Origin of the sequence: Xanthomonas chitinilytica, from assembly GCF_026107455.2 — a bacterium.
In the GTDB taxonomy this organism is placed as follows: Bacteria; Pseudomonadota; Gammaproteobacteria; order Xanthomonadales; family Xanthomonadaceae; genus Stenotrophomonas; species Stenotrophomonas chitinilytica.
Genome location: NZ_JAPCHY010000002.1, coordinates 222,345 through 247,117, shown reverse-complemented (window position 1 = coordinate 247,117; position 24,773 = coordinate 222,345). Strand labels below are relative to the sequence as shown.

Below are 24,773 nucleotides of genomic sequence, written 5' to 3'. Positions count from 1 at the left end.
TGATACTAGCGCGCATGTCTTCCGACCCTCATGCCATCGTCACGCCACCGGCCACTTACGCGCAGCGCGTGGCCTTCGTTTCGGAGATCGCCGGACGCCTGCACAGCTATGGCACGACCGCGCAGCGGCTGGAAGCGGCGGTGGTGGCGCTGGCGCAGCAACTGGACCTGGACTGCGAGCCGTGGTCCAACCCGACCGGCCTGATCCTGAGCTTCAGCGACCCGACCAAGGCGATCGGTTCCAGCGACATCACCCGGGTGATCCGGCTGGCCCCCGGCGACAACGACCTGCACAAGTTGAGCATGGCCGACCAGATCGCCGACGCCGTGGCCAACGGGCGCATGAGCATCGCCCAGGGCCATACCGCGCTGCGCCAGCTCGACCGCGACCTGGGCTGGCGCGGGCATGCGCGCAACCTGCTGTCGTTCACGCTCGGCTCGGCCGGCGTGGCCGGGCTGTGGGGGCTGCCGTGGCTGGACATCGCCACCGCCGGCATCACCGGCCTGCTGATCGGCCTGCTCACCCAGTACACCGACCGCCGCCCGGCCACGCGCGAGGCCGGCGAGGCGTTGGCGGCGCTGCTGGCCGGTTTCGTCGCGGTGCTGGTGGCCAGCTTCGTCGGTGCGCTCAACCTCAACTCGGTGATCATCGCCTCGCTGGTGGTGCTGCTGCCGGGTATGGCGCTGACCAACGCGGTCAACGAACTGTCCAGCCAGCATTGGGTCTCGGGTACGGCGCGTTTCGCCGGCGCCATCACCACCATCATGAAACTCACCGTCGGCGCGGTGATCGCGGTGACGCTGGCCGGGTTGCTGGGCCTGGAGCCGGTGGTGCGGGCCTCGCGTCCGCAACCGGAATGGGTGCAGTGGGGGGCGATGCTGCTGACCTCGTTCGCCTTCGCGATGCTGTTCAAGGCCAGCCGCCGCGATTATCCGTGGGTAATGGCCGCGGCCATCGCCGGTTATGCGATCTCGCGTTACGGCGGCGAGGCCTGGGGTATTCCGGCCGGGGTATTCCTGGCGGCGATGCTGCTGACCGCCGCCGGCAACCTGTTCGGGCGGCTGTGCCAGCGGCCGGGCGCGATCGTGCGGCTGCCCGGCATCATCATGCTGGTGCCCGGCAGCACCAGCCTGCGCGGGGTGCTCAGCCTGATCCAGCAGCAGGACGTGCATGTCGGGCAATCGGCGCTGCTGGTGGTGCTCAACGTGGTGATGGCGCTGGTGGCCGGGTTGCTGTTCGGCAACCTGCTGATCCCCGCGCGCAAGAATCTCTGAATCCCGCCGGGAACATGCGCAAAAGAAAAACGCCGGCGGGGGCCGGCGTTTCCTTGGTATACGGAAGGGATTCTCGACCGATCACTTGTTGATCAGGAAATCCTCGACCTTCTTGCCCTGCGCGGTCAGTTCGGCCAGCCAGCGCGGCTGCTTGCCGCGGCCGGTCCAGGTTTCGGCCGGGTTGGCCGGGTTGCGGTACTTCGGCGGCACCTTGGCCAGCTTGCGGCCGGTCTTGCTGGCCTTGGCGGGCTTGGCAGCCTTGCGGACGGCCGGTGCGCCGCCGAACAGTTCCTCGAGGGTATAGCCCGAGGCCTTGGCGACCTTGGCGAGCTGCGCACGCACCTTGGTGACCGGCGGCCGCTTGGCAACGATGGTCTGCTGCTTCTTCGCGTCGCGGATCAGGGCGCCCAGCTGCTTGGCCGACAGGCCGGTCAGATCAATGCTCATCGATTAACTACTCCGGATAATGGGAAAGGGGTGGCCATTCCCTGGCAGCGGCGCAAGCATACAGGGGCTTTCGTGCGGATGACAAACCGCGCGGCGGGTATTGCCCGGTAATCGAACGGGAAAGCCGGGATATTTCCCCCGGCTTTCACCGATTATCCGGCCAATCGCTGCAGCAGGGCTTCCCGCTCCAGACTCTCGGCCGCCTCGGCCGAGCGGGCGCGGTATTCGAAGGTGCCGGCGGCCAGGCCGCGTTCGGAAACCACCACCCGGTGCGGGATGCCGATCAGTTCCATGTCGGCGAACATCGCCCCCGGGCGCAGCCCGCGGTCGTCCAGCACCGCATCCAGGCCGGCGGCCTGCAGGTCGGCCAGCAGCGCCTCGGCGGCGGCGTTTGTCGCCGCGTCCTGCTTGGGGTTGATGACGCAGACCGCCACCTGCCACGGCGCCATCGCCTGCGGCCAGATAATGCCGGCCTCATCGTGGTTCTGCTCGATCGCGGCGGCGACGATGCGGGAAACGCCGATGCCGTAGCAGCCCATGGTCATTACCGCGGCCTTGCCGTTCTCGTCGAGTACGGTGGCGCCCAGCGCCTCGGCGTATTTGCGGCCGAGCTGGAATACGTGGCCCACCTCGATGCCGCGGGCGATCTTCAGCTCGCCGCCGTCGCAGGCGCGGTCGCCTTCCTGGACGTTGCGGATGTCGGCCACTTCCGGCTCGGGCAGGTCGCGGCCCCAGTTGACGCCGGCAATATGGAAGCCGGCCTGGTTGGCGCCGACGACAAAATCGGCCATCGCCGCGACCTCGCGGTCGGCGACCACGCGGATGGCGCGGGCCGGATTCAACGGACCGAGGAAACCCGGCTCGCTGCCCAGGTATTCGGCGATTTCCGCTTCGCCGGCCATGCGGTAATCGGCCAGCCCCGGCACCTTGGCCAGCTTGATTTCGTTGACCTCGTGGTCGCCGCGCACCAGCGCCAGCACGAAATCGCCGTCGGCGGTCATGATCGCGACCGACTTGACGGTGCGCTGCAGGGCGATGCCCAGCAGCGCGGCCACGTCCTCGCAGGTTTTCTGGGTCGGGGTTTCGACCTTGCGCAGTTCCTCGCCGGCCGCCGCGCGCGGCGCCGGGTCGGCGGCGATGGCGGCCTCGACGTTGGCGGCGTAATCCGAGCCGGTGGAGAACACCAGCGCGTCCTCGCCGGAATCGGCGATCACGTGGAATTCCTGCGAGGCATCGCCGCCGATGGCGCCGGAGTCGGCCTGCACCGCGCGGAACTCGAGCCCCAGCCGGGTGAAGATGCGGGTGTAGGCGGCCTTCATGTTCTCGTACTCGCGCACCAGGTCCTCGTCGCGCAGGTGGAACGAGTAGGCGTCCTTCATCAGGAACTCGCGCGCGCGCATCACCCCGAAGCGCGGGCGGATCTCGTCGCGGAACTTGGTCTGGACCTGGTAGAAGTTGACCGGCAGCTGCTTGTAGCTGGACAGCTCCTGGCGGGCGAAGTCGGTGATCGCCTCTTCCGCGGTCGGGCTGTAGCAGAAGCCCTGTTCCTTGCGGTCCTTGATCTTCAGCAACTGGTCGCCGAACTTCTCCCAGCGCCCGCTCTCTTCCCACAGTTCCTTGGGCTGGATCGTCGGCAGCAGCAGCTCCACCGCGCCGGCGCGGTTCATTTCCTCGCGCACGATGGCTTCCACCTTGCGCAGCACCCGCAGGCCCAGCGGCGACCAGGTGTACAGGCCCGAGGCCAGCTTGCGGATCATGCCCGCGCGCAGCATCAGCCGGTGGCTGACCAGTTCGGCATCGGCGGGAGTTTCCTTGGTGGTATGCAGGTGGAACTGGGAGAGGCGCATCATCGGCTTCGCAAAACGGCGGGCGCCCATTTTGCCAGTCCGGCAGGGTCGATGGGGCCGCCGCTGCGGCCGGCGCGTCGTGCCGGCGCCGGCTCAGCGCTCGCCGCGGACCTCGATGGCGCGGCCGTGCTGGCGGTCGATGCGTTCGTACTCGCGGCCGGCCGGCGGCTGTTCGGTGATCTGCAGCCGGCCCTGGTCGTCGCGCCAGCGGTACAGGCCGGGCAGGGCCTCCCCGGTGGCGGCCGGCGCATTGCCCGCCGGCCGTGGCGGGGCATCGGCATCGCCGGCGCGCGTCCACCACCAGGCGGCGATGCCCAACAGCAGGCCGCCCAGGATGGCCCAGGCCGGGCGCATCGGCTCAGCCCTGGCCGTCGGGCTTGCAGTAGGCCTTGGCCGCGGCTTCGGCCAGGTCCTTCTGGGCGCTGCGCTGGGCATCGTCCAGCGGCGTGTCCGGGGTGCCGTCGCCGTCGCTGTCCTGCATCACCGGCGCGCTGCCGGCCAGCAGTTCCAGGTTCCGGCGGGCGGTCAGGCACTCGCTGGACTGGGTCGGTTCGGCCGCGCTCTCGGTGACCGCCGAGCCGTGGTTGTCGATGCGCCGGGCCTCGAATTTCTGTCCGGCCGGCGGCTTTTCCGAATACTGGGTGACGCCGTTGGCGTCCTTCCACTTGTACACATTGCCGGCACCGGCCGCGAAACTGGCGGACAACAGCAGGCAGCCGAGACTGGGCAGGATACGCATGGCAACTCCAGGAAAACGCAGGTGGAGCGCGATTGCAGCACCCCCCGGCACGACTGGCAAGCCGGCGGGCGTGACGTGTTTCCCCGAATGGGCCGCGCAATGCCAGCAAGCAGCGCGCCGGATCCGCCCCCGCGGCGGCGCGATCGCCCGGCTCCGGGCCGGGCGACGGCCGGGAATGGCCCCTGCGCCGCCTTGCCGGAGCGCCCCCCGGGCCGGGGCAGCTACTCGGGAGCGCCGACACGCCCTAAACTCCCCGTCATGGATGAAATGAGACCTCCGCCGCGTTCGCGCAGCATCTACCTGTTGCCCAACCTGTTCACCACCGGCGGCCTGTTCGCCGGCTTCTACGCGATCATCGCCGCGGCCAATGGCCAGTTCGTCTACGCCAGCATCGCCGTGTTCGTGGCGGCGGTGATGGACGGGCTGGATGGGCGCGTGGCGCGGCTGACCGGTACCAGCAGCGAATTCGGCGTGCAGTACGACTCGCTGGCCGACCTGGTCAGCTTCGGCATGGCGCCGGCGCTGGTGATGTACCACTGGTCGCTGGCCTCGCTGAAGTTCGACGGCAACGTGCTCGGCCGGCTGGGCTGGGCGGCGGCGTTCCTGTACGCGGCCTGCGCGGCATTGCGGCTGGCACGCTTCAACACCCAGGTGGGCGTGGTCGACAAGCGCTGGTTCGTGGGCCTGGCCAGTCCGGCCGCGGCCGGGCTGATGATGTCGTTCGTATGGGCCTTCGCCGACGGCAACCTGGGCTGGAACGGCGAGGAACTGCGCTACGTGGCGCTGGGCGTGACCATCGTCGCGGCGCTGCTGATGGTCAGCCGCATCCGCTTCTGGAGCTTCAAGGGCGGCGGCGAACGCGGCCCGCGTTCGGACCGGGTGCCGTTCCTGGTGCTGGCGCTGGTGCCGGTGGTGATCGCGATCATGGTCATCGACCTGCCGCGGGTGCTGCTGGCCATCGGCGTGATCTATGCGCTGTCCGGCCCGGGCATGTGGCTGTGGCAACGCTGGCGCAAGCCGTCCGGACCGGCGGCGTGAACGTCGCGACCGCCCAACCGTTGTGGTCCGAGCAGCAGCAGTCGTGGCTGCAGGCGATGGGCTACACGGTCTACCTGGAGGGCGGTGCGGCGCAGCAGCCGGAACCGGCGGTCGAACCTGTCGTCGCGGCGGCCGTGACGCCCCCGCGCAGCGCCCCGGCGCCGGCGCGGCCGGTTGCGCCGGTGAGGCGCGCGCCACCGCCGATGGCCGCCGATGCCGATGTCGATACCGCGCCGGCCGTGGTACCTGCGCCGGCGCAGGGCCGGCGACCCTCGGTGCGCCTGCCCGACCGCCTGCAGATCGCGTTGCTGCGCGCTTCGGCCTGCAATCCTTCCGATCCGGAAACCCGCCAGCTGATGGACAGCTGGCCGCTGGCCGAGCTGCGCGGCAACCCGGCCGCCAAGCGCGCGTTGTGGCCGCAGCTGCGGGCCTTGCGGCGGAAGCGCCGGCAGTGAGCGCGGTCAGCGTCCAGCCCGCCCCGGTACTGCGTCCGTTGCGCGAGAGCGACCTGGATGCGGTGATGGTGGTGGAGCGGCGCGCCTATCCGTTTCCCTGGACCCGCGGCATCTTCCAGGACTGCCTGCAGGCCGGTTACCCGGGCTGGGTGCTGGAGGAGGCGGGGCAGATCGTCGGCTATGGCGTGCTGAGCCTGGCCGCCGACGAGGCGCACGTGCTCAACGTCTGCGTCGATCCCGATTGCCAGTCGCGCGGCCATGGCCGCCAGCTGCTGCGCGCGCTGGTGCGGCTGGCCGCCAGCCACGGCGCCAGCCGGGTGTTCCTCGAGGTGCGGCCGTCCAACACGCCGGCGGTGGCGCTGTACCACAGCGAGGGCTTCAACGAGATCGGCCGGCGGCCCCGTTACTATCCTGCCGCCAGCGGCCGCGAGGACGCGCTGGTGATGGCGATGGAGCTGGTGGGCGACGACGTGCAGGCGATGCCGCCGCTTTGAGGCGGCGTGCGCATGCTTGGATTGCGCGCTCGCAGGAGCGACGTGAGTCGCGACCGGGGCTCTGCCGACACTCCGGTCGCGACTCACGTCGCTCCTGCAACGGCGAACGGGGCGGGAACAGGGAGCATATCGTCAGCACCGCCCCTGGCCGCGTCCAGCAGGTTCGCGAGAACCCTGCAGGCGGGGAAGTCCTGGCGGTAATAGGCGTTCCAGTAACTCACCGCGCGTCGTTCCAGCGTTTCCAGGTGCGGCCGGTTGCTGCGGGCGTAACCGACATGCATGCGCAGGTCTCGCGCTGGGAGCGCGCGTTCGATCGCCTGCCCGGTTTCCAGTACGTACTCGCCCAGGAGCTGGATGACGTAGGGCGCGATCCACGGTTCTTCGGCGCGCAACAGTTTGCGGACGCATTCTTCGCGCAGGAATCCGTCGTGATGCCGGGTGCCGAGGCATGTCGCGATCAAGCCCGGGTTGCCACCGCGCGATGCCGCGGCCATCAGGTCGCCGCGCGCGTAGTACACCCTGTAGGGCGGGTCCACGGAATCTTCGCCGACCCGTACCCGGCACCCGCCCGCAGGCGGGTGCATCTGGCTGCGCGAAAGCACGGGTGCCACGATGCGGACATCGTCGGCCAGAAGCGCGGGAAAGAACCGCTCTTCGACAAAAAGCGGCACCGTGCTCCCGCCTGCGGTTACAGCTTGCCGCGCTGTTCGCGCAGGCCGCCGAGCTGGGCGTTCCAGTCGGCCAGGCGCACGCGTTCCTGCTCGACCACCGCCGCCGGCACCTTGTCGGTGAACCTGGCCAGCTTGGCTTCGCTCTTTTCCTTTTCGGCGGACACGCGGGCGATCTCCTTGTCCAGGCGTGCGCGTTCGGCATCCAGGTCGACCAGCCCTTCCAGCGGCACCAGCAGTTTCAGCTCGCCGACGATGGCCGCCGCCGAGGGCGGGGTCTGCGCATCGGCGGCCAGCCAGTCGATGCTCTCCAGCTTCAGCAGGAACTTCAGCTGCGCGGCGAAACGCTCGATCCGGCCGCGGTCGTCGGCCTGCCCGGCCTGCAGCAGCAGCCGCACCTGCCTGGACGGCGGCACGTTCAGTTCGCTGCGCACGCGGCGCAGCGCGCTGACCATGGCCTTGAGCCACTCCACGTCGACCTCGGCGCGGGCGAAGTCGCCGTCGAACTCGCCGGCGGTCGGGTAGGGCCGCAGCGAGACGGTGTCGCCGGCGATGCCCAGCCGCGGCGCCACCTGCCGCCACAGCTGTTCGGTGACGAACGGGGTCAGCGGGTGCAGCAGCCGCAGCAGCGACTCGAGCACGTACAGCAGGGTGTGGCGGGTGCTGTCGGCGTCGGCGGCGTCCTCGCCGTTGAGCGCGGGCTTGGACAGTTCCAGGAACCAGTCGCAGAACTCGTTCCAGGCGAACTCGTACAGCGACTGCGCCAGCAGGTCGAAGCGGTAGTCGGCGAAGTGCTGCTGCGCCTCGGCGGCGACCCGGGCCAGGCGCGAGAGGATCCAGCGCTCGGCGTCGGTGCGCGGCTGCGGCAGGCCGGAGAAGCTCGCGCCCTCGGTGTTCATCAGCGCGAAGCGGCTGGCGTTCCACAGCTTGTTGCAGAAGTTCTTGTAGCCCTCGGCGCGGCCCATGTCGAACTTGATGTCGCGGCCGTGGGTGGCCAGCGCGGCGATGGTGAAGCGCAGCGCGTCGGCGCCGTGGGCGATGATGCCGTCCGGGAATTCCTTGCGCGTGGCCTTCTCGATCTTCGGTGCGTCCTTGGGCTTCATCAGCCCGGTGGTGCGCTTGGCGACCAGGTCGTCGATGGCGATGCCGTCGATGATGTCCAGCGGGTCGAGCACGTTGCCCTTGGACTTGGACATCTTCTGGCCCTGCGCGTCGCGGATCAGGCCGGTGATGTAGACGTCGCGGAACGGTACCTTGCCGGTGAAGCTGTCGGTGGCCATGATCATGCGCGCCACCCAGAAGAAGATGATGTCGAAGCCGGTGACCAGCACCGACGACGGCAGGTAGCGCTCGAAGCCGCGCTGCGCCATCGCCGCTGCGTCCGGCCAGCCCAGGGTGGAGAACGGCCACAGCTGCGAGGAGAACCAGGTCTCCAGCACGTCGCTGTCCTGGGTGAGCGCCACGTCGGCGCCCAGCCCGTGCTTGGCGCGCACCTCGGCTTCGCTGCGACCCACGTAGCAGTTGCCGGCATCGTCGAACCATGCCGGGATGCGGTGGCCCCACCACAGCTGGCGGCTGATGCACCAGTCCTGGATGTTCTCCATCCAGTGGCGGTAGGTGTTGATCCAGTTCGGCGGGACGAACCGGATCGAACCGTTCTCGACCAGTTCCAGGCCGCGCTTGGCCAGCGCGTCCATCTTCACGAACCACTGGTCGGTCAGGTACGGCTCGATCACCTGGCCGGTACGGTCGCCGCGCGGCACCTGCAGCTTGTGCGGCCTGGTCTCGACCAGCAGGCCCAGTCCTTCCAGCTCTTCCAGCACCACCTTGCGGGCTTCGTAGCGGTCCAGCCCGCGGTATTTCTCCGGGGCGTTGTCGTTGATCGCCGCGGCCCCGGTGAACAGGTTGATCATCGGCAGCCCATGGCGCACGCCGACCTGGTAGTCGTTGAAGTCGTGCGCCGGGGTGACCTTGACCACGCCGGTGCCGAATTCGCGGTCGACGTAGTCGTCGCCGATCACCGGCACCCGGCGCCCGGTCAGCGGCAGGGTGACGGTCTTGCCGATCAGGTGGGCGTAGCGCGCGTCCTCCGGATGCACCATCACCGCGGTATCGCCGAGCAGGGTCTCCGGGCGGGTGGTGGCCACGACCAGGTAGTCGCGGGTCTCGCGCAGGGTCTCGTTGCCGTCGGCATCGACCTCGACGTGTTCGTAGCTGGCGCCGTCGTCGAGCGCATAGCGGATCGACCACAGGAAGCCGTCCTCCTCCACGCTCTCCACTTCCAGGTCGGAAATGGCGGTCTTCAGCACCGGGTCCCAGTTGACCAGGCGCTGGCCACGGTAGATCAGGCCCTGCTCGTGCCAGCGCAAGAACGCCTCGACCACCGCCTCGCTGGGGCCGGGATCCATGGTGAAGGTGCTGCGCGACCAGTCGGCCGAGGTGCCCAGGCGCCGCATCTGCCGTTCGATGGTGTCGCCGGAATGCTGCTTCCATTCCCACACCTTGCCGATGAAGCCCTCGCGCCCCAGCGAATCGCGGGTCTCGCCCTTGCCTTCCAGCGCCAGGTTGCGCGACACCACCATCTCGGTGGCGATGCCGGCGTGGTCGGTGCCGACCTGCCACAAGGTGTCGTAGCCGCGCATGCGGTGGTAGCGCACCAGCGCATCCATCAGCGTCTGCTGGAAGGCGTGGCCCATGTGCAGGGTGCCGGTGACGTTCGGCGGCGGCAGCAGGATGGTGTACGGCTCGCCCTTGCCGGACGGCTTGAAGTGGCCGGCCTTCTCCCAGGCGTCGTAGAGGTCCTTCTCGAAGGATTTGGGGTCGTAGCTGGGCGCGAGTTGGGTCATGCGGGGAAACCGGAAGGAAGGCGGTTGGGTGGAGGGATCAACGGCCGAGGGCGCGTTCGATCTTCTTGTCGGTGTGGTACTGGCTGACCGCATAGGCCGCCCAGATCGCGGCGGGCAGCCAGCCGATCAGGGTGACCTGCAGGACCAGGCAGACGATGCCGGAAATCGGCCGGCCGATGGTGAAAAAGGCCAGCCAGGGCAGCAGGATGGCGATCAGCAGGCGCATCGGCGGGCTCCGGACAGAAGGGAAGGAGGGGTCACATGTCGTATTTCTTGAGCTCGAAACCCAGCGCCTTGTACTGGCGCCAGCGTTCGCGCAGCGGCTCGCGCGCGGACGGATCGGCCGGCACCACTTCCAGCACCCGGTCGCAGGCGCCCAGGTACGGGTCGTCGCGCAGGTTGATCACCAGCGGCCGCGACGGCGCGTCGGTGCCGGGGGCGGCGATCAGCACGATGGCCTCCTCCTCGTCCACGTCCTCGCCGGCGATCTGGTGCGGGATGTAGGCCTCGTCGTCGAACGCCCACAGCAGCTCGTCCAGTTCCTCGGCCTGGGCCCGGTCGCGGGCCAGCACCAGGGTGAACAGGCCGGCGTCGTTGGCCTTGCGCGCCAGTTCGCACACCAGCCGCAGCGGTTCGGCGAGGAAGCGCGGCTTGGCGATCAGGTAGAAGTCGGCGCGGGACATGGGAACTCGATGGGGACGGAGGGGGCAAGGGCCGGAATCGGGTTCTTTGCGGCGAAACCCGACTCCGACCCCGGTTTCGGGGTGAAACTCAGGCGGCGACGCGGTCCAGCAGCCACTGGCTCAGCAGGCCGACCGGGCGGCCGGTGGCCATGCCGCGCTTGCCCTCGTCGCTGGCCACGCCGGCGATGTCCAGGTGCGCCCAGCGCTGGCCTTCGGCGAAGCGCGACAGGAAGCAGCCGGCGGTGATGGCGCCGGCCCAGCGGCCGCCGATGTTGTAGACGTCGGCGAAGGTCGAATCCAGCATGCCCTGGTACTCGTCCCACAGCGGCAGGCGCCAGGCGCGGTCGAACACGTGCTCGCCGGCGGCCAGCAGTTCGCCGGCCAGGTCGTCGTGCTTGCTCATCAGGCCGGCGGTCTGGTGGCCCAGCGCGACCATGCAGGCGCCGGTGAGGGTGGCCACGTCGATCAGCGCGGCCGGCTCGAAGCGCTGCGCGTAGGTCAGCGCGTCGCACAGGATCAGGCGCCCTTCCGCGTCGGTGTTGCCCACTTCGATGGTCTTGCCGGACATGGAGGTGATGACGTCGGACGGGCGGTAGGCGTTGCCGTCGATGGCGTTCTCCACCGCCGGCACGACCACGACCAGGTTCAGCGGCAGTTTCGCCTTCACCGCGGCGACGAAGGTGCCGATGACGTTGGCGCCGCCGCACATGTCGTACTTCATCTCCTCGATGCCGCCCTGGGTCTTCAGGTTGACGCCGCCGGTGTCGAAGGTGATGCCCTTGCCGACCAGCACGTAGGGCCTGGCGTCGCCGCCGCCGTTCCACTTCAGCACCACCAGCTTGGGCCGGTTGGCCGAGCCGCGGGCCACGGCCAGCAGCGAACCCATGCCGAGGGCTTCCATCTGCGCCTCGTCCAGGATCTCGGCCTCGGCGCCTTCGTGCGCGCCGGCGAACTTCACCGAGGACTCGGCCAGGTAGGCCGGGGTGCACAGGTTCGGCGGCAGGTTGCCCAGCTCGCGCGCGTACTCGACGCCGGCGGCGATGGCCTGGCCCTGGGCCAGCGCGGTGGCGTCGTCGCCGGCGATGGCCAGCGTCGCCAGGCCCGGCTCGTCGGCCTTCTTCTTGCCCAGCGTGGCGGTGTAGCGGTAGACGGCGTGGTCGGCGGCGATCACCGCCTGGCGGATGTTCCAGGCCGCGTCGCGGTCCTTGACCGGCAGCTCGGACAGGGTGAACAGCGCGCTGCGGCTGACCCCGGTCTTCAGCGCCCGGGCGGCGTCGCCGGCGGCCTTGATGTACTGGGCCACGCCGAACTTGGCCGGTTCGCCCAGCCCCACCACCAGCACCCGCGGCGCGGTCACCCCGGGCAGGTCGTGCAGCAGGGTGGTGGTGCCGGTCTTGCCGCCGACGTCGCCGCGGGCGACCAGCGCCGACAGGCGGCCGCCGGAAACGGCGTCCAGCGCCTGCGCCGCGGGGGAAAGCGACTTGTCGGCAAAGGCGCCGACGACGATGCAGTCGAGCCCGGCATCGGCCGGGGCGGCGGGGTTCAGGGTGAATTCCAGGGACATTGATCAGATTCCGTAGCCAAATCCGTACAATCGCGGACTGTTTACGCCCTCCAGGTCAGGCTGGGCGCGCCGCGAACGAATCCGAGAGTTTAAACCACCCGCCCCATGCCGAAGCTCGACCGCTACCTCCTGCGTGATTTCGTCCAGAGTTTCCTGGCCACCCTGATCGTGCTGCTGGTGGTCAGCGTGGGCGGCGTGCTGGTGGACATCCTGGGCAACATCGCCGACGGCAAGCTGCCGGCGCGGCTGCTGTTCTCGCAGCTGGGCCTGCAGTTCATCGTCTACATGCCGCTGATCCTGCCGCTGGCGCTGATGCTGGGCCTGCTGCTGTCGATCGCGCGGCTGTACCGCGACTCGGAGATGGCGGTGCTCACCGCCATCGGCGTCGGCCCGCGGCGGCTGCTGCGGCCGGTGGCGATGCTGGTGGTGCCGGTGGTGGCGCTGATCGGGCTGTGCTCGCTGTGGCTGGGGCCGTGGGCCGAGCGCACCGCCGAGCAGCTGATCGAGGACGCCAACCGCAGCCTGGTGGTGGCCGGGCTGGAGGCGGGCCGCTTCACCCCGCTGCCCGGCGGCGGCATCGTCTACCTGTCGACGGTCTCGGCCGACGGCACCCAGCTGGGCAAGGTGTTCATGCAGCGGCAGAAGGACGGCCGCATCGACGTGGTGTCGGCCGACCGCGGCGCGATGTTCTTCGAGGGCGATCGCCGGCGCTTCCTGCGGCTGGAGGACGGCTACCGGGTCGAGGGCCCGGCCGACGGCGGCCTGGACTACCGGTTGATGCGCTATGCCAGCAACGAGGTGGCGCTGCCGGACCGCGCCGAGAGCCGCGAGGACGACGATCCGGAGCTGCTGCCGACCGGCCGCCTGTTCGGCGATCCGCGCCCGGAGGCCAATGCCCAGCTGCACGCGCGGCTGGCGCCGCCGCTGCTGGCGCTGGCCTTCGCCCTGCTGACCCTGCCGCTGTCGCGCAGCGCGCCGCGGCAGCAGCGCTACGGCCGGATCATGCTGGCGTTCCTGGCCTACCTGGTCGGGGTCAACCTGATGTTCATCGGCACCCAGCTGCTGGCGGCGGACAAGCTGCCGCGGGTGCTGGGGCTGTGGTGGCTGACCCTGCCGCTGCTGGCGCTGGCGCTGTGGACCTACTTCCGTGACGGCAGGCTGTCGCGCAGCCGGAGGAAAGCATGAAGCTGCGGCCGATGCGGTTCGATTTCTACCTGGGCCGGGCGGTGCTCGGCACGGTGTTGCTGACCTGGGCGGTGCTGGTGGGGCTGGACGTGGTGATCGCGCTGTCCGGCGAGTTCAAGGACGTGGGCAAGGGCAGCTACAGCTTCGCCCACGCCGTGGCCTGGGTGTCGTACACGGTGCCGCGCCGCGCCTACACCATGTTCCCCACCGCCGCGGTGATCGGCGCGCTGATGGGGCTGGGCCAGCTGGCGGCGACCTCCGAACTGACCGCGCTGCGCGCGCTGGGATTGTCGCGGCGGCGGCTGGGGCTGTCGGTGGCGGTGGCGCTGTCGCTGCTGACCGCAGTGATGGTGCTCAGCGGCGAAACGCTCGGGCCGTGGGGCCAGAGCAAGGCCGACATCCTCAAGACCAGCGCCAAGTTCAACAGCGACATGGCGATGGCCCGCTACTCCGGGCTGTGGGCGCGCGAGGGCGATACCTTCCTCAACGCGCAGAGCGGCGAGGAACAGCTGACCGCCGGCGGCGGCACCCGCTTGCTGCTGCACGACGTGCGCCTGTACCGGATCGGCGACGATGGCCGGCTGGCATCGCTGACGCATGCGGCCGTGGCCGAGCACGGCGATGGCGGCTGGGTGCTGAAGAAGGGCCGCCGCGACGTGTTCGAGGAGCGTTCGGCGCAGCGCGAGACCTTCAAGCAGCAACCGTGGGACTCGCAGCTGGATGCCGCCGCGCTGGCGTCGGGCCTGACCCGGCCGCGCAACCTGCCTGCCCGCGACCTGCGCACCAGCATCGAGTACCGCCACCGCAACGGCCTGGATGCCCGCGACTATGAGGACATCTACTGGAGCCGCTGGTTCTATCCGGTCAACGTGCTGGCGCTGTGCCTGGCCGCGGTGCCGTTCGCGTTCGGCTCGCTGCGCAGCGGCGGCATGGGCAAGCGCCTGTTCCTGGGCATCCTGTTCGCGCTGGGGTTCTGGCTGCTGCAGCTGTTCTTCGGGCGCATGGCCGGCGCGCTGAAGTTCGACTACCGCATCGCCTATGCGTTGCCGCCGATCGTGATGCTGCTGGTGTCGGGCTGGCTGTTCCGGCGCAAGTCCGGGTGAGCGGCCGCGGCTAGCGGCACGTACCCGGCTCGCTGAAGCCGACGAACAGGCCCTGTCCCTCGAAACGCTTGCGCACGATGCCGAGCTGGAGGCCGACGTCGGCCGGCAGCTTCACCCCGGCGAAGGCCCGCTGCGCCGCTTCCATCACGTTGAGCGCCGGCATCCCATCGCGGCCGACGATGAGCAGCGCGACCTGGTCCCAGGACTGCCATTGCGGCGGCGCCTGGGTGAACAGGGCATGCGCGCGCAGGATCCGCGGCTGGTCGGCGAACTGCAGGCGGGAGGAGACCAGGTCCATGACTTCGTATTCGTCCGTGTCCTCGATCCACCAGCCTTCCGGCGCGTTGATTCCGGTGGGACGGGTACGCGTGCCGAGGGTGTCGGCCATCGTCTGCGCGAACGCCCGGCAATCGAGCGGCCGCTGCGACAGTTCCTCGATCACCAGCCACTGCTGCATGGGGCTGGACAGGTTCATCCACCACTGCTCGGCGACGCCGCTGTCGGCAAGCGCCGGCGTCAAGCGGGTGCGCACCAGGGTTTCCAGTTCGCCTCGCCCGCGGGTCGGGCTGGCCATCAGCACGTAGACATCGCCGATCGGAGGCTTGCCGCCGAGTAGCCGCGGTTCGTCGGCGGGAACGGGGCTGGCGGCTGCGGCCAGGCAGGGCGTCGCGAAGGCGGCGAGGGCAAGGGCGAGCGTGCGGCAAAGCAGGGGGCGGAGCGACATGGGGGGATCCGGAAGGGCCGGCAGCCTGGGTTGCCGGCGGTACGAGGAAGGGGGGGGCGGAGCGCGCTGCCGTGGTTTCAGGGCGCTTCCCGCGGCACGCCTTCGAGCCGCGCCGCCGGGCATTCATGGGTAATCACCTGAGCTGGCGCGTCGCCGCGCGTCCATGCGGTGGAAGTGCCGGCATCATCCGCTTTTGGGCAGGCGTACCAAGCGGGTGCGGCTGAGGCGGTCGTGCAAGGTGAGCCGCTCGCGGTCGAACAGCGCCCACCAGAAGCCCAGGCCGCCGCACAGCAGTGACAGCGTCCCCATCAGGTAGCGTTTCCACAGCGCCGCCCAGGACGGTGCGCCGTCGCCGGTGCCGGTCAGCCGCAGCCGCCACGGGCGCATGCCCAGCGTCTGCCCGCCGCGCCGCCAGCTGACGGTCGCGTACAGGCCGGTGATCGCCCAGCAGCACAGCCACAGCAGCCACTGCAGCGCGCTGAACGGCGCGATGTTCTCGCGCGCGCCGTGCCCGGCCAGGGTATAGCCGGCGACGAACAGCGAGGCCACCAGCATCCACAGCGCCAGTGCCGGCCACAGGTCGTACAGCAGGGCCAGCAGCCGCCAGAGCAGCAGCGGGCGGTTCTTCTTCGGTGCGGGATCGGTCGTGCCCATGCGTCGAGGATACGTACCCGGCAGGGTCGATGGATAGGCAGGCGTCCCCCCCGGCTTCTATGCTGTGCGCGATGTCCACCGCCACTCCCGCCGAACGCCGCCAGCTGGTGCAGCAGTTGCCTGCGCTGCGCGAGGCCGATGCCAGCCTGATCCAGCGCTGCCTGGATGCGATCTGGGCCGAACAGGGCCTGGCGCGCGCTTCCCTGGACAGCTACCGCCGCGACCTGGAGGGCCTGGCCCGCTGGCGCGACGGTGCCGGCGGAGGGCTGCATGGGATCGACCGCGCCGGGCTGTTCGAGTACCTGGCCTGGCGCACCCGCCACGGCTGGTCGCCGCGCAGCAACGCGCGGCTGCTGTCGTCGCTGCGGGCGTTCTTCGCCCAGTGCATGCGCCGCGGCGAGCGCGGCGACGATCCCAGCGCGCTGCTGGAGCCACCGAAGCTGCCGCGCGCATTGCCCAAGGCGCTGGCCGAAAGCCAGATCGACGCGCTGCTGGCGGCGCCGGATCGCGATTCCCCGCTCGGCCTGCGCGACCGCGCGATGCTGGAGCTGATGTACGCCGCCGGCCTGCGCGTGAGCGAACTGGTCGGTCTGCCGGCCAACGCGGTGAACCTGCGCCAGGGCGTGCTGCGGGTCACCGGCAAGGGCAGCAAGGAGCGGCTGGTGCCGCTGGGCGAGGAATCCCAGCACTGGCTGCAGGAATACCTGGCGCAGGCGCGGCCGCAGCTGGCCGGCGGCAAGGCGGTGCCGGCCAATGCCGAGGGCCAGGTGCCGCTGTTCATCGGCCAGGAGCGCCGGCCGTTGAGCCGGCAGCAGTTCTGGGGGCTGGTCAAGCGCTATGCGGCAGTGGCGGGCATCGACCCGGAGCGCATCAGTCCGCACGGGCTGCGCCACAGCTTCGCCACCCACCTGCTCAACCACGGCGCCGACCTGCGCGCGCTGCAGATGCTGCTGGGCCACAGCTCGCTGTCCACCACCCAGATCTACACCCTGGTCGCGCGTGAGCATCTGCAGAAGCTGCACGCCAGGCATCACCCGAGGGGGTGAAGCGGGCGATGGATGGCCGGGCCGGCGTATCCGGGGCCGGGCTGGCGGCGGGAATCCGGGGCTTCAGCGGAGCGGGCGGTCCCACCGGTCGCGACCGACGTCGCTCCTACAACGGCAGGGAAATGCCGTAGGAGCGACGTCAGTCGCGAGCTTTCCGAGCGGCGGCAAGAGTGCGTTTTTCCCTGACTCTGTCATCCGTTTCCGTCCCCCAGCCAGGAGCAATGTCCATGGATGCCCGCCTGCGCGGGCATGACGGCAGCGGTGTTGGTGCGGCCCTGTCATGGACGGGAGGCGCTGCTATGGGCGGAAAGCGCTGTTCCGGCTCCGTGGCGCGTGGATTCGTTTTGCGTTTTGCCGGATCGGCACCCGTCGTCCACCCGGTAGTCGATTCCCGGCCCGTCATGCCCGCGCAGGCGGGCATCCATGGACCTTCCGCTCCCCGCTCCCATTCCCCAAGGCGATCCAGCGCCCGGAAGCTCCCTCCCGCCCCCGCTTCCCCGTTGTGCGAGAATCCGGCCCTGTTTCCGTCCCCTGGATACCCGATGCTCCGTATTGCCATTGCCGCGCTGTTGGGCGCGATCAGCCTTTCCGCCTGTGCGCAGCAACCGTCGCCGACCGGTGGCGACACCGCTTCCGGCGCCCCGGGCAAGGCCGCCGCCCCGGCCGCCGAGGGCGCGGTGGAGCAGCGCGTGCGCGCCGCGCTGGCGCAGCTGGACCCCAACTTCAAGCCCGACTACGTCGGCGCGGCGCCGTTCGCCGGCTTCCGCGAGGTGGTGGTGGCCGGGCAGGTGCTGTACGTGTCCGACGACGGCCGCTACCTGATGCAGTCCCAGCCCTACGACATCGAGAAGAAGGCGCTGGCCACCAGCGACGGCCTGCTGGCCTATCGCCGCAAGCTGCTGGACACCGTGCCGCACGCCGACCGCATCGTGTTCGCGCCGCCGAACGCCAAGTACACCGTCAGCGTGTTCACCGACATCGAGTGCGGCTACTGCCGCAAGCTGCACCAGGACATCGCCGAGCTCAACCGCCAGGGCATCGCGGTCGAGTACCTGGCGTTCCCGCGCATGGGCCTGGGCAGCCAGGACTACACCGACATGATCTCGGTCTGGTGCGCGGCCGACCGCAAGCAGGCGCTGACCAATGCCAAGGCCGGCCAGCCGGTGGTCGCCAAGAACTGCACCAACCCGGTGGCGATGCAGTACAGCCTGGGCCAGCAGCTGGGCGTCAACGGCACCCCGGCGATCTTCGCCGCCGACGGCACCCAGCTGGGCGGCTACCTGCCGCCGGCGCAGCTCAAGGCCGCGCTGGAGCGCATCCCGGCCGCCGCGGGCAGCCGCTGACAGCCGCGGGATTCCCGCACCGCCGCAACGAAAAGCAGCCCGGCCTGAGCCGGGCTGCCTGCTTTGCATGATCCGATGAAGTGTTGCCGCCGGTGGCGGCGACCGCGGTTGCGCGGCGTGGACGCGCATCGCCCACGCCGCGCGCTCTGCCTCACTTCAGGCCGTTGCCGATCGCCTTGGCCAGGGTGCCCTGGTCGTCGTCGCCGCTGAACTCCCAGAAGAACGCGCCGCCGAGGTTCTGCGCCTTCACGTAGCCCATCTTCTCGCTGATCATCGCCGGGCTGTCGAAGGTCCAGAACGTGCTGCCGTTGTAGATCCAGTGCGCGCGGGCCTGCGCGTCGGTGTAGCTGGGCCAGCCCAGGTTCTTGAGCACCTTCCAGTCCTCGATGCCGGACTCGTAGGTCCCCGCCGCGGCCGAGCCGCTCTGGTACAGGCCGTTGTTGACGTTGGGCACGTTGGTCCAGCCGCGGCCGTAGAAGCCGATGCCCAGGTTGAGCTTGTTGGCCGGCACGCCGCGGGTCCGGAACGCCTCGATCGCGTCGTTGCTGTTGTAGAACCGCTGGTCGCCGGTGGACGGGTCGTTGGGCGAATTGAACAGCGCCGAGTGATGGTTGGTCTGCGGGTCCCACGCGCCGTGGAAGTCGTAGGTCATCACGTTGATGTAGTCCAGGTACTGGTGGTACGCCGCCGGGTCGGTGACGCGGATCTTGTCGATGCCCGCGCCCACCGCCACGGTCAGCAGCAGCCCGGGCCGCACCGCGTCGAGCTGGCGCCGGAACTCGGCCAGCAGCGCGGTGAAGTTGGCGTTGTCCTCGGGCGAGCCGCAGCTCAGGCCGCAGGCCACCGGGTACTCCCAGTCGAGGTCGATGCCGTCGAACACGCCCAGCGCCGCCCCGGGGCCGCCGGCGCCGTCGGTGACGGGCAGGTTGCCGCGGATGTAGGCGTCGATGCACGAGGCCACGAACGCCTGGCGGTTCTCCGGGCGCGCGGCGCTGGAGAAGCCGCGCGACCAGGTCCAGCCGCCGAGCGAGATCAGCACCTTCAGGTTGGGATGCTTGGCCTTGAGCTGCTTGAGCTGGTTCCAGTTGCCGCGCAGCGACTGGTCCCAGCTGTCGGCGTTGCCGCTGACGCTTTCGGCGGCGCTGAACGCCTTGGTGTAGTCGGCGAAGGCGTCGCCGCCGGCGCCGGTGTTCGGGTCGGCGGGTTGGGTGACGCCGACCTCGCAGCGGTTGTTGCGGACGTTGCCGAACGCGTAGTTGATGTGGGTCAGCTGGGCGGCCGAACCGCTGGTGTCGATGTTCTTGACCCGGTAGTTGCGGCCGTAGATGCCCCATTGCGTGAAGTAGCCGATGACCCGCTTGTTGCCGCCGCCGCCGCCGTCGGCCAGGGTGCTGGCGGTGACCGCCGCGCTCTGCGCGGAGGCGTTGCCGGCGTTGTCGCGGGCACGTACGCGGTAGCTGTACTGGGTGTTCGGGCTGAGCCCGCCGTCCACGTAGCTGGTGCCGGTGGGGGAGCCGACGATGCTGCCGTTGCGGTAGAGGTCGTAGCCGGCCACGCCGCTGCCGCCGGGGTTGTCGGTTGCCGCGTTCCAGCCCAGGGTCAGGCTGGTGGTGGTCCTGGATGTCGCCGCGAGCCCGGAGGGAACACTGGGGGCGGTGGTGTCCGAGGACGAGGTCGTCACCGTGATGTTGGCCGTGGCCGAACTGGCGACAGCGTTGTCGTCATCGGTGGCCACCGCCTTCAGCGTGTAGTTGCCGGCGGCGACGTTGCTCCAGGTGATGCTGTAGGGCGCCGAGGTGTCCACGCCCAGCGAGGTGCTGCCCTGGAAGAACTCCACCTGGGTGACCGTGCCGTCGCTGTCGCTGGCATTGGCGCTGAGGGTGATGTTGCTGCCGGCGGTGAAGCTGCTGCCCGCGGCGGGGGCGGTCAGGCTGACGGTGGGCGGCTGGTTGACGTCGCCGCCACCGTCGCAGTTGCCGAGGTTGTCGTACCAGTGGGCGCCGGACGGATGGTCCGGTGGTGCGTTCCAGATGTCGACGCGCGCCTGGTACAGCACGTTGTCCTTCTGCAGCTTGCTGCCGGCGGGATAGATCGTGGCGGGGTCCCATTGCGGGACCCCGGTGCAGTTGGCGGCCTGGGCCAGGCCGGGCAGCAGCAGTGCGGCCAGCACGGCCAGGCCGGGGACGAGTGTCCGCGCGGGGCGGAAGGGGCGGGTGGTCCGATCCAGCATGTTCGATCTCCGATTGAAGTGGCGCGCCCGGCCGGAATGGCGGGGCGCGTACAACGGGTCCGGGACGCCGTTGGAGCGCAGGTGGCGGAGGGGGCGGACTTACGCAGTGAATCGAGCTAGCACGGTGAATCAGGCTTGCGGTGAAGCGGTGAAGCGGTGATAACGTTGTCATCAAGTTTCAGCGAATGTCGTGAACCAGCGCATGGTTTCGATCGCCAGGCCGGGCTGGAACGGGTAAACCGGGGCAAGGGGCCGGGGGACGGACTCCGGTACAATGTCTGGCCCGATTCCCATTCATGGTTTCCCGGACATGATCGTCCTCGAGGGCGCAGCCGCCCTTTCGCCGTTCCGTCGCGCTCGGCTCGAATCCCGCCTGCAGACCATCGCCGCCGACCTGCGCATCGCCGGGGCCTGGCACGTCTACTTCATCCGCGCCGAGGACGATGCCGCCGTCGACCAGGCCGTGCTGGGCCGCATCCTGCAGGCGCAGCCGCAGGCCGCGCCGCGCGAGGACGGGGCGGTGTCGCGCTACGTGGTGCCGCGGCTGGGCACGCTGTCGCCATGGTCGAGCAAGGCCACCGAGCTGGTGCGCGGGGCCGGCCTGGCGATCCAGCGGGTGGAGCGCGGTACCCGTATCGACCTGTCGGGTTGGCCGCGCCAGGCGGAGCCCTCCGCAGCGGTCGATTCCATGCCGCCGCCGCGGCCGGGGGCAACGACTGGTCCGCACGCCGCTCCGGGGCTTTCCCGCGACGACATCGTTGCACTTGAGCGGCTGCTGCACGACCCGATGACCCAGTCGCTGCTGGACGCCGCCGCGCAGGCGCAGGCGCTGTTCGACGTGCCGGCCCGCGGCGAGCTGGAGCGGATCCCGCTGGATGCGCTGGAGCAGGCCAACGCCCGCCTCGGCCTGGCACTGGCGCAGGACGAGATCGACTACCTGCGCCAGCGCTTCGGCGAACTCGGCCGCGAGCCGTCGGACGTCGAGCTGATGATGTTCGCGCAGGCCAACTCCGAGCACTGCCGGCACAAGATCTTCAACGCCAGCTGGACCATCGACGGCCACGACCAGGACCGCTCGCTGTTCCGGATGATCAAGCACACCCACCAGCAGACGCCGCAGTACACGCTCAGCGCGTACAGCGACAATGCCGCGGTGATCGAGGGCCACCCGGCCGCGCGCTACCGTCCCGACCCGAAGACCGGCGAGTACCGCAGCGAGGCGCTGGTCCCCAGCGCCTTCCAGATCAAGGTGGAAACCCACAACCACCCGACCGCGATCGCACCGTTCCCGGGCGCCTCCACCGGCGCCGGCGGCGAGATCCGCGACGAGGGCGCCACCGGCCGCGGCGGCAAGCCCAAGGCCGGCCTGACCGGCTTCTCGGTCTCGCACCTGCGCATCCCCACGCTGCCGCAGCCGTGGGAAGCGCCGCGCGCGCTGAACCCGCGCATGGCCCCGGCGCTGGACATCATGCTCGACGGCCCGCTCGGCGGCGCCGCGTTCAACAACGAGTTCGGCCGTCCCAATCTGCTGGGCTATTTCCGCAGCTTCGAACTGCCGGAAGGCGAGATCACCCGCGCCTACGACAAGCCGATCATGCTGGCCGGCGGCCTGGGCGCGATCGACCGCGTGCAGGTGGACAAGGTCAAGCTGCAGCCGGGCGATGCGGTGATCGTGCTCGGCGGCCCGGCGATGCTGATCGGCCTGGGCGGCGGCGCCGCCTCGTCGGTCGCCTCCGGCGAGAGCGCCGAGGACCTGGACTTCGCCAGCGTGCAGCGCGACAACCCGGAAATGGAGCGCCGCTGCCAGGAGGTCATCGACCGCTGCGTGGCGATGGGCGCCGGCAACCCGATCCAGTTCTTCCACGACGTCGGCGCCGGCGGCCTGTCCAACGCCATTCCCGAGCTGCTGCACGACTCCGGCGTGGGCGGCGTGATCGACCTGGGCAAGGTGCCCACCGACGATCCGTCGCTGTCGCCGATGCAGCTGTGGTGCAACGAATCGCAGGAGCGCTACGTGCTGGGCGTGCCGGCCGCGCGGCTGGAGGAGTTCGCCGCGATCTGCGCGCGCGAGCGATGCCCGTTCGCCGCGGTCGGCGTGGCCACGGCCGAGGAACGGCTGGTGGTGGGCTATGGCGCGACCATCGAATCCGTGTATGGCGAAGGTTCCGGGTCCGCAACGCCCGGCAGTGCCGCGCAAGCGGCCCGTCCCCACCCGATCGACCTGCCGATGGACGTGCTGTTCGGCAAGCCGCCGAAGATGCACCGCGACACCGCACACCCGCCGGCACCGCGCTGGCCGGCGCTGAAGACCGCCACGCTGGACCTGCACGAGGCCGGCCTGCGCGTGCTGGCGCACCCGACCGTGGCGTCCAAGAACTTCCTGGTCACCATCGGCGACCGCAGCGTCGGCGGCCTGACCGCGCGCGAGCAGATGGTCGGCCCGTGGCAGCTGCCGGTGGCCGACGCGGCCATCACCCTGGCCGGTTTCGACACCTTCGCCGGCGAGGCGATGGCCATCGGCGAGCGCACCCCGTTGGCGCTGCTCAATGCCGCCGCTTCGGCGCGCATGGCCGTGGGCGAGGCGATCACCAACCTGTGCGCGGCGCCGGTGCAGGCGCTGGACACGGTCAAGCTGTCGGCCAACTGGATGGCCGCCGCCGGCCACGACGGCGAGGACGCGCTGCTGTACGACGCGGTCCGCGCGGTGGGCATGGAACTGTGCCCGCAGCTGGACCTGAGCATCCCGGTGGGCAAGGACTCGCTGTCGATGCAGGCGCAGTGGCAGGCCGACGGCCAGGCGCACAAGTCGGTATCGCCGGTGTCGCTGGTGATCTCCGCGTTCGCGCCGGTGGCCGACGTGCGCCCGCAGCTGACCCCGCTGCTGGACCGCGAGGGCGACAGCGAGCTGTGGCTGATCGGCCTGGGCGGCGGCAAGCAGCGCCTGGGCGGTTCGGTGCTGGCGCAGGTGCATGCCGACCACAGCGCGCTGCCGGCGTTCGCCGGCGAGACGCCGGACCTGGACGATGCGCAGCGGCTGCGCGCGTTCTTCGAATTGATCCGCGACGCGCGCGAGGCCGGGTTGCTGCTGGCCTACCACGACCGCAGCGACGGCGGCGCCTTCGCCGCGCTGTGCGAGATGGCGTTCGCCTCGCGCCTGGGCCTGGACATCGTGCTCGACGCCTGGGGCGACGATCCGTTCCGCAGCCTGTTCAACGAAGAGCTGGGCGCGGTGGTGCAGATCGCCAACGAGGACCGCGCCGCCTTCGCCGACCTGGTCGAGCGCCACGCGCTGACCGAGTGCGCGCAGCGCATTGCCCGCCCGAGCACCGCGCCGGTGGTGCGGGTGTCGCTGCAGGGCAAGAGCCTGGCCGAGTGGCGCTGGGAGGAACTGTTCGACGCCTGGTGGTCGGTGACACACGCCATGCAGAAGCTGCGCGACAACCCCGACAGCGCCGACGAGGAGCGTGCGGTGGCGCGCGCCTTCAATGCGCCGGGGCTGAAGCCGAAGCTGACCTTCGACGCCGCCGAGGACGTGGCCGCGCCGTACATGGATGTACAAGTGTCGCGGGCGCAGGAGGCGCGGGAGCGACCGCCGTACATGGATGTACAAGTGTCGCGGGCGCAGGACGCGCAGGAGCGACCGCCGTACATCGCCACCGGCGCCCGGCCGAAGGTGGCGATCCTGCGCGAGCAGGGCGTCAACGGCCAGATCGAGATGGCCAACATCTTCGAGCGCGCCGGTTTCCGCACGTACGACGTGCACATGAGCGACCTGATCGAAGGCCGCGTGCAGCTGTCCGACTTCCGCGGCCTGGCCGCCTGCGGCGGCTTCAGCTACGGCGATGTGCTCGGTGCCGGCCGCGGCTGGGCCACCTCGATCCTGGAGCGCGCCGCGCTGCGCGACGCCTTCGCCGCGTTCTTCGCGCGCGCCGATACGTTCTCGCTGGGCGTGTGCAACGGCTGCCAGATGATGAGCCAGCTCAAGGACATCATCCCCGGTGCCGAGCACTGGCCGCGCTTCCTGCGCAACCGCAGCGAACAGTTCGAAGCGCGCACCGCGCTGCTGGAGGTGGTGGAGTCGCCGTCGATCCTGCTGCGCGGCATGGCCGGTTCGCGCATCCCGGTGGCGGTGGCGCATGGCGAAGGCCGCGCCGAGTTCGCCAGCGCGGTCGACCAGGCCGCAGCCAACGTGGCGCTGCGCTACGTCGATGGCGACGGCAACGTCGCCACCCGTTACCCGCTCAACCCCAACGGTTCGCCCGACGGCATCACCGGCCTGACCACCTCCGACGGCCGCGCGACCATCCTGATGCCGCACCCCGAGCGCACCCCGCGCAGCGTCAACCTGAGCTGGGCGCCGAAGGGCTGGCCGGAGGACTCGCCCTGGCTGCGGATGTTCCGCAACGCACGAGTATGGTGCGGCTGAACCCGTC

General features: G+C 70.2%; 20 protein-coding genes and 1 pseudogene. 9 read left to right on the top strand and 12 right to left on the bottom strand.

The genetic code is table 11. From position 1 onward, the window contains the following. Positions 1-14: 14 nt before the first annotated feature. Positions 15-1,274: a threonine/serine exporter family protein gene (locus tag OK345_RS03185; protein ID WP_265126457.1), complete on the top strand. Its 1,260-nt coding sequence runs from the start codon at positions 15-17 to the stop codon at positions 1,272-1,274. A gap of 84 nt (positions 1,275-1,358) precedes the next feature. Here the strand turns inward: OK345_RS03185 and OK345_RS03180 are convergent. The 4 genes and pseudogenes from OK345_RS03180 to OK345_RS03165 form a co-directional block, all read right to left on the bottom strand. Next, positions 1,359-1,721, bottom strand: a pseudogene (locus tag OK345_RS03180) (H-NS histone family protein); the annotation flags it as partial. 152 nt (positions 1,722-1,873) lie between these two features. After that, on the bottom strand, positions 1,874-3,568 hold the full coding sequence (locus OK345_RS03175) for a proline--tRNA ligase (protein ID WP_265126456.1): 1,695 nt from the start codon (positions 3,566-3,568) through the stop codon (positions 1,874-1,876). Positions 3,569-3,661: 93 nt separating this feature from the next. Continuing rightward, the gene (locus OK345_RS03170; protein ID WP_265126455.1) at positions 3,662-3,922 is read right to left on the bottom strand and encodes a DUF4124 domain-containing protein; all 261 of its coding nucleotides are present in this window, start codon (positions 3,920-3,922) and stop codon (positions 3,662-3,664) included. 4 nt (positions 3,923-3,926) lie between these two features. After that, a complete protein-coding gene (locus tag OK345_RS03165; protein WP_265126454.1) occupies positions 3,927-4,307 on the bottom strand; it encodes a DUF4124 domain-containing protein in 381 nt (126 codons plus the stop codon). Between the two features lie 258 nt (positions 4,308-4,565). Between OK345_RS03165 and pssA the strand changes: the two genes are divergently transcribed. From pssA to rimI, 3 genes are read left to right on the top strand one after another with little or no spacing between them, the layout of a single operon-like run. After that, the gene (gene pssA / locus OK345_RS03160; RefSeq protein WP_265126453.1) at positions 4,566-5,345 is read left to right on the top strand and encodes a CDP-diacylglycerol--serine O-phosphatidyltransferase; all 780 of its coding nucleotides are present in this window, start codon (positions 4,566-4,568) and stop codon (positions 5,343-5,345) included. A gap of 56 nt (positions 5,346-5,401) precedes the next feature. Beyond that, positions 5,402-5,800, top strand: a complete 399-nt coding sequence (locus OK345_RS03155) for an alanine acetyltransferase (protein WP_265126609.1) — start codon at positions 5,402-5,404, stop codon at positions 5,798-5,800. Beyond that, positions 5,797-6,294 carry a ribosomal protein S18-alanine N-acetyltransferase gene (gene rimI, locus OK345_RS03150; protein WP_265126452.1) on the top strand — a complete coding sequence of 166 codons (498 nt, stop codon included), beginning with the start codon at positions 5,797-5,799 and terminating at the stop codon, positions 6,292-6,294. The genes OK345_RS03155 and rimI overlap by 4 nt, the downstream gene beginning before the upstream one ends. 83 nt (positions 6,295-6,377) lie before the next feature. On the opposite strand, the gene OK345_RS03145 is transcribed toward rimI, so the two are convergent. The 5 genes from OK345_RS03145 to OK345_RS03125 form a co-directional block, all read right to left on the bottom strand. After that, positions 6,378-6,965 (bottom strand): hypothetical protein, encoded by a 588-nt coding sequence (locus OK345_RS03145; RefSeq protein WP_265126451.1) that lies wholly within the window; start codon positions 6,963-6,965, stop codon positions 6,378-6,380. 17 nt (positions 6,966-6,982) lie between these two features. Further along, a complete protein-coding gene (locus tag OK345_RS03140; RefSeq protein ID WP_265126450.1) occupies positions 6,983-9,808 on the bottom strand; it encodes a valine--tRNA ligase in 2,826 nt (941 codons plus the stop codon). Between the two features lie 37 nt (positions 9,809-9,845). Then, positions 9,846-10,034 (bottom strand): YqaE/Pmp3 family membrane protein, encoded by a 189-nt coding sequence (locus tag OK345_RS03135; RefSeq protein WP_265126449.1) that lies wholly within the window; start codon positions 10,032-10,034, stop codon positions 9,846-9,848. A 31-nt stretch (positions 10,035-10,065) separates the two neighbouring features. Next, on the bottom strand, positions 10,066-10,491 hold the full coding sequence (locus tag OK345_RS03130; RefSeq protein ID WP_265126448.1) for a DNA polymerase III subunit chi: 426 nt from the start codon (positions 10,489-10,491) through the stop codon (positions 10,066-10,068). A gap of 88 nt (positions 10,492-10,579) precedes the next feature. After that, positions 10,580-12,055, bottom strand: coding sequence for a leucyl aminopeptidase (locus OK345_RS03125; RefSeq protein WP_265126447.1), 1,476 nt, complete (start codon positions 12,053-12,055; stop codon positions 10,580-10,582). A 105-nt stretch (positions 12,056-12,160) separates the two neighbouring features. Here OK345_RS03125 and lptF point away from each other — a divergent pair, with 105 nt between their 5' ends. Together lptF and lptG are read left to right on the top strand one after the other, a co-directional pair. Continuing rightward, positions 12,161-13,240: an LPS export ABC transporter permease LptF gene (gene lptF / locus OK345_RS03120; protein WP_265126446.1), complete on the top strand. Its 1,080-nt coding sequence runs from the start codon at positions 12,161-12,163 to the stop codon at positions 13,238-13,240. Further along, on the top strand, positions 13,237-14,343 hold the full coding sequence (gene lptG, locus OK345_RS03115) for an LPS export ABC transporter permease LptG (protein WP_265126445.1): 1,107 nt from the start codon (positions 13,237-13,239) through the stop codon (positions 14,341-14,343). The genes lptF and lptG overlap by 4 nt, the downstream gene beginning before the upstream one ends. Before the next feature lie 10 nt (positions 14,344-14,353). Here lptG and OK345_RS03110 read toward each other — a convergent pair whose 3' ends face one another. Then, a complete protein-coding gene (locus OK345_RS03110; protein ID WP_265126444.1) occupies positions 14,354-15,067 on the bottom strand; it encodes a hypothetical protein in 714 nt (237 codons plus the stop codon). Between the two features lie 183 nt (positions 15,068-15,250). After that, positions 15,251-15,721, bottom strand: coding sequence for an RDD family protein (locus OK345_RS03105; RefSeq protein WP_265126443.1), 471 nt, complete (start codon positions 15,719-15,721; stop codon positions 15,251-15,253). A 71-nt stretch (positions 15,722-15,792) separates the two neighbouring features. Between OK345_RS03105 and xerD the strand changes: the two genes are divergently transcribed. Then, a complete protein-coding gene (gene xerD / locus OK345_RS03100; protein WP_265126442.1) occupies positions 15,793-16,767 on the top strand; it encodes a site-specific tyrosine recombinase XerD in 975 nt (324 codons plus the stop codon). Positions 16,768-17,309: 542 nt separating this feature from the next. Further along, positions 17,310-18,110, top strand: a complete 801-nt coding sequence (locus OK345_RS03095) for a DsbC family protein (protein WP_265126441.1) — start codon at positions 17,310-17,312, stop codon at positions 18,108-18,110. A 151-nt stretch (positions 18,111-18,261) separates the two neighbouring features. On the opposite strand, the gene OK345_RS03090 is transcribed toward OK345_RS03095, so the two are convergent. Then, complete coding sequence (locus OK345_RS03090) at positions 18,262-20,340, bottom strand: glycosyl hydrolase family 18 protein (RefSeq protein ID WP_265154884.1); 2,079 nt, start codon at positions 20,338-20,340, stop codon at positions 18,262-18,264. 310 nt (positions 20,341-20,650) lie between these two features. On the opposite strand from OK345_RS03090, the gene purL reads away from it, so the two are divergent. Then, positions 20,651-24,766, top strand: a complete 4,116-nt coding sequence (purL, locus tag OK345_RS03085; RefSeq protein WP_265126440.1) for a phosphoribosylformylglycinamidine synthase — start codon at positions 20,651-20,653, stop codon at positions 24,764-24,766. Positions 24,767-24,773 lie beyond the last annotated feature (7 nt).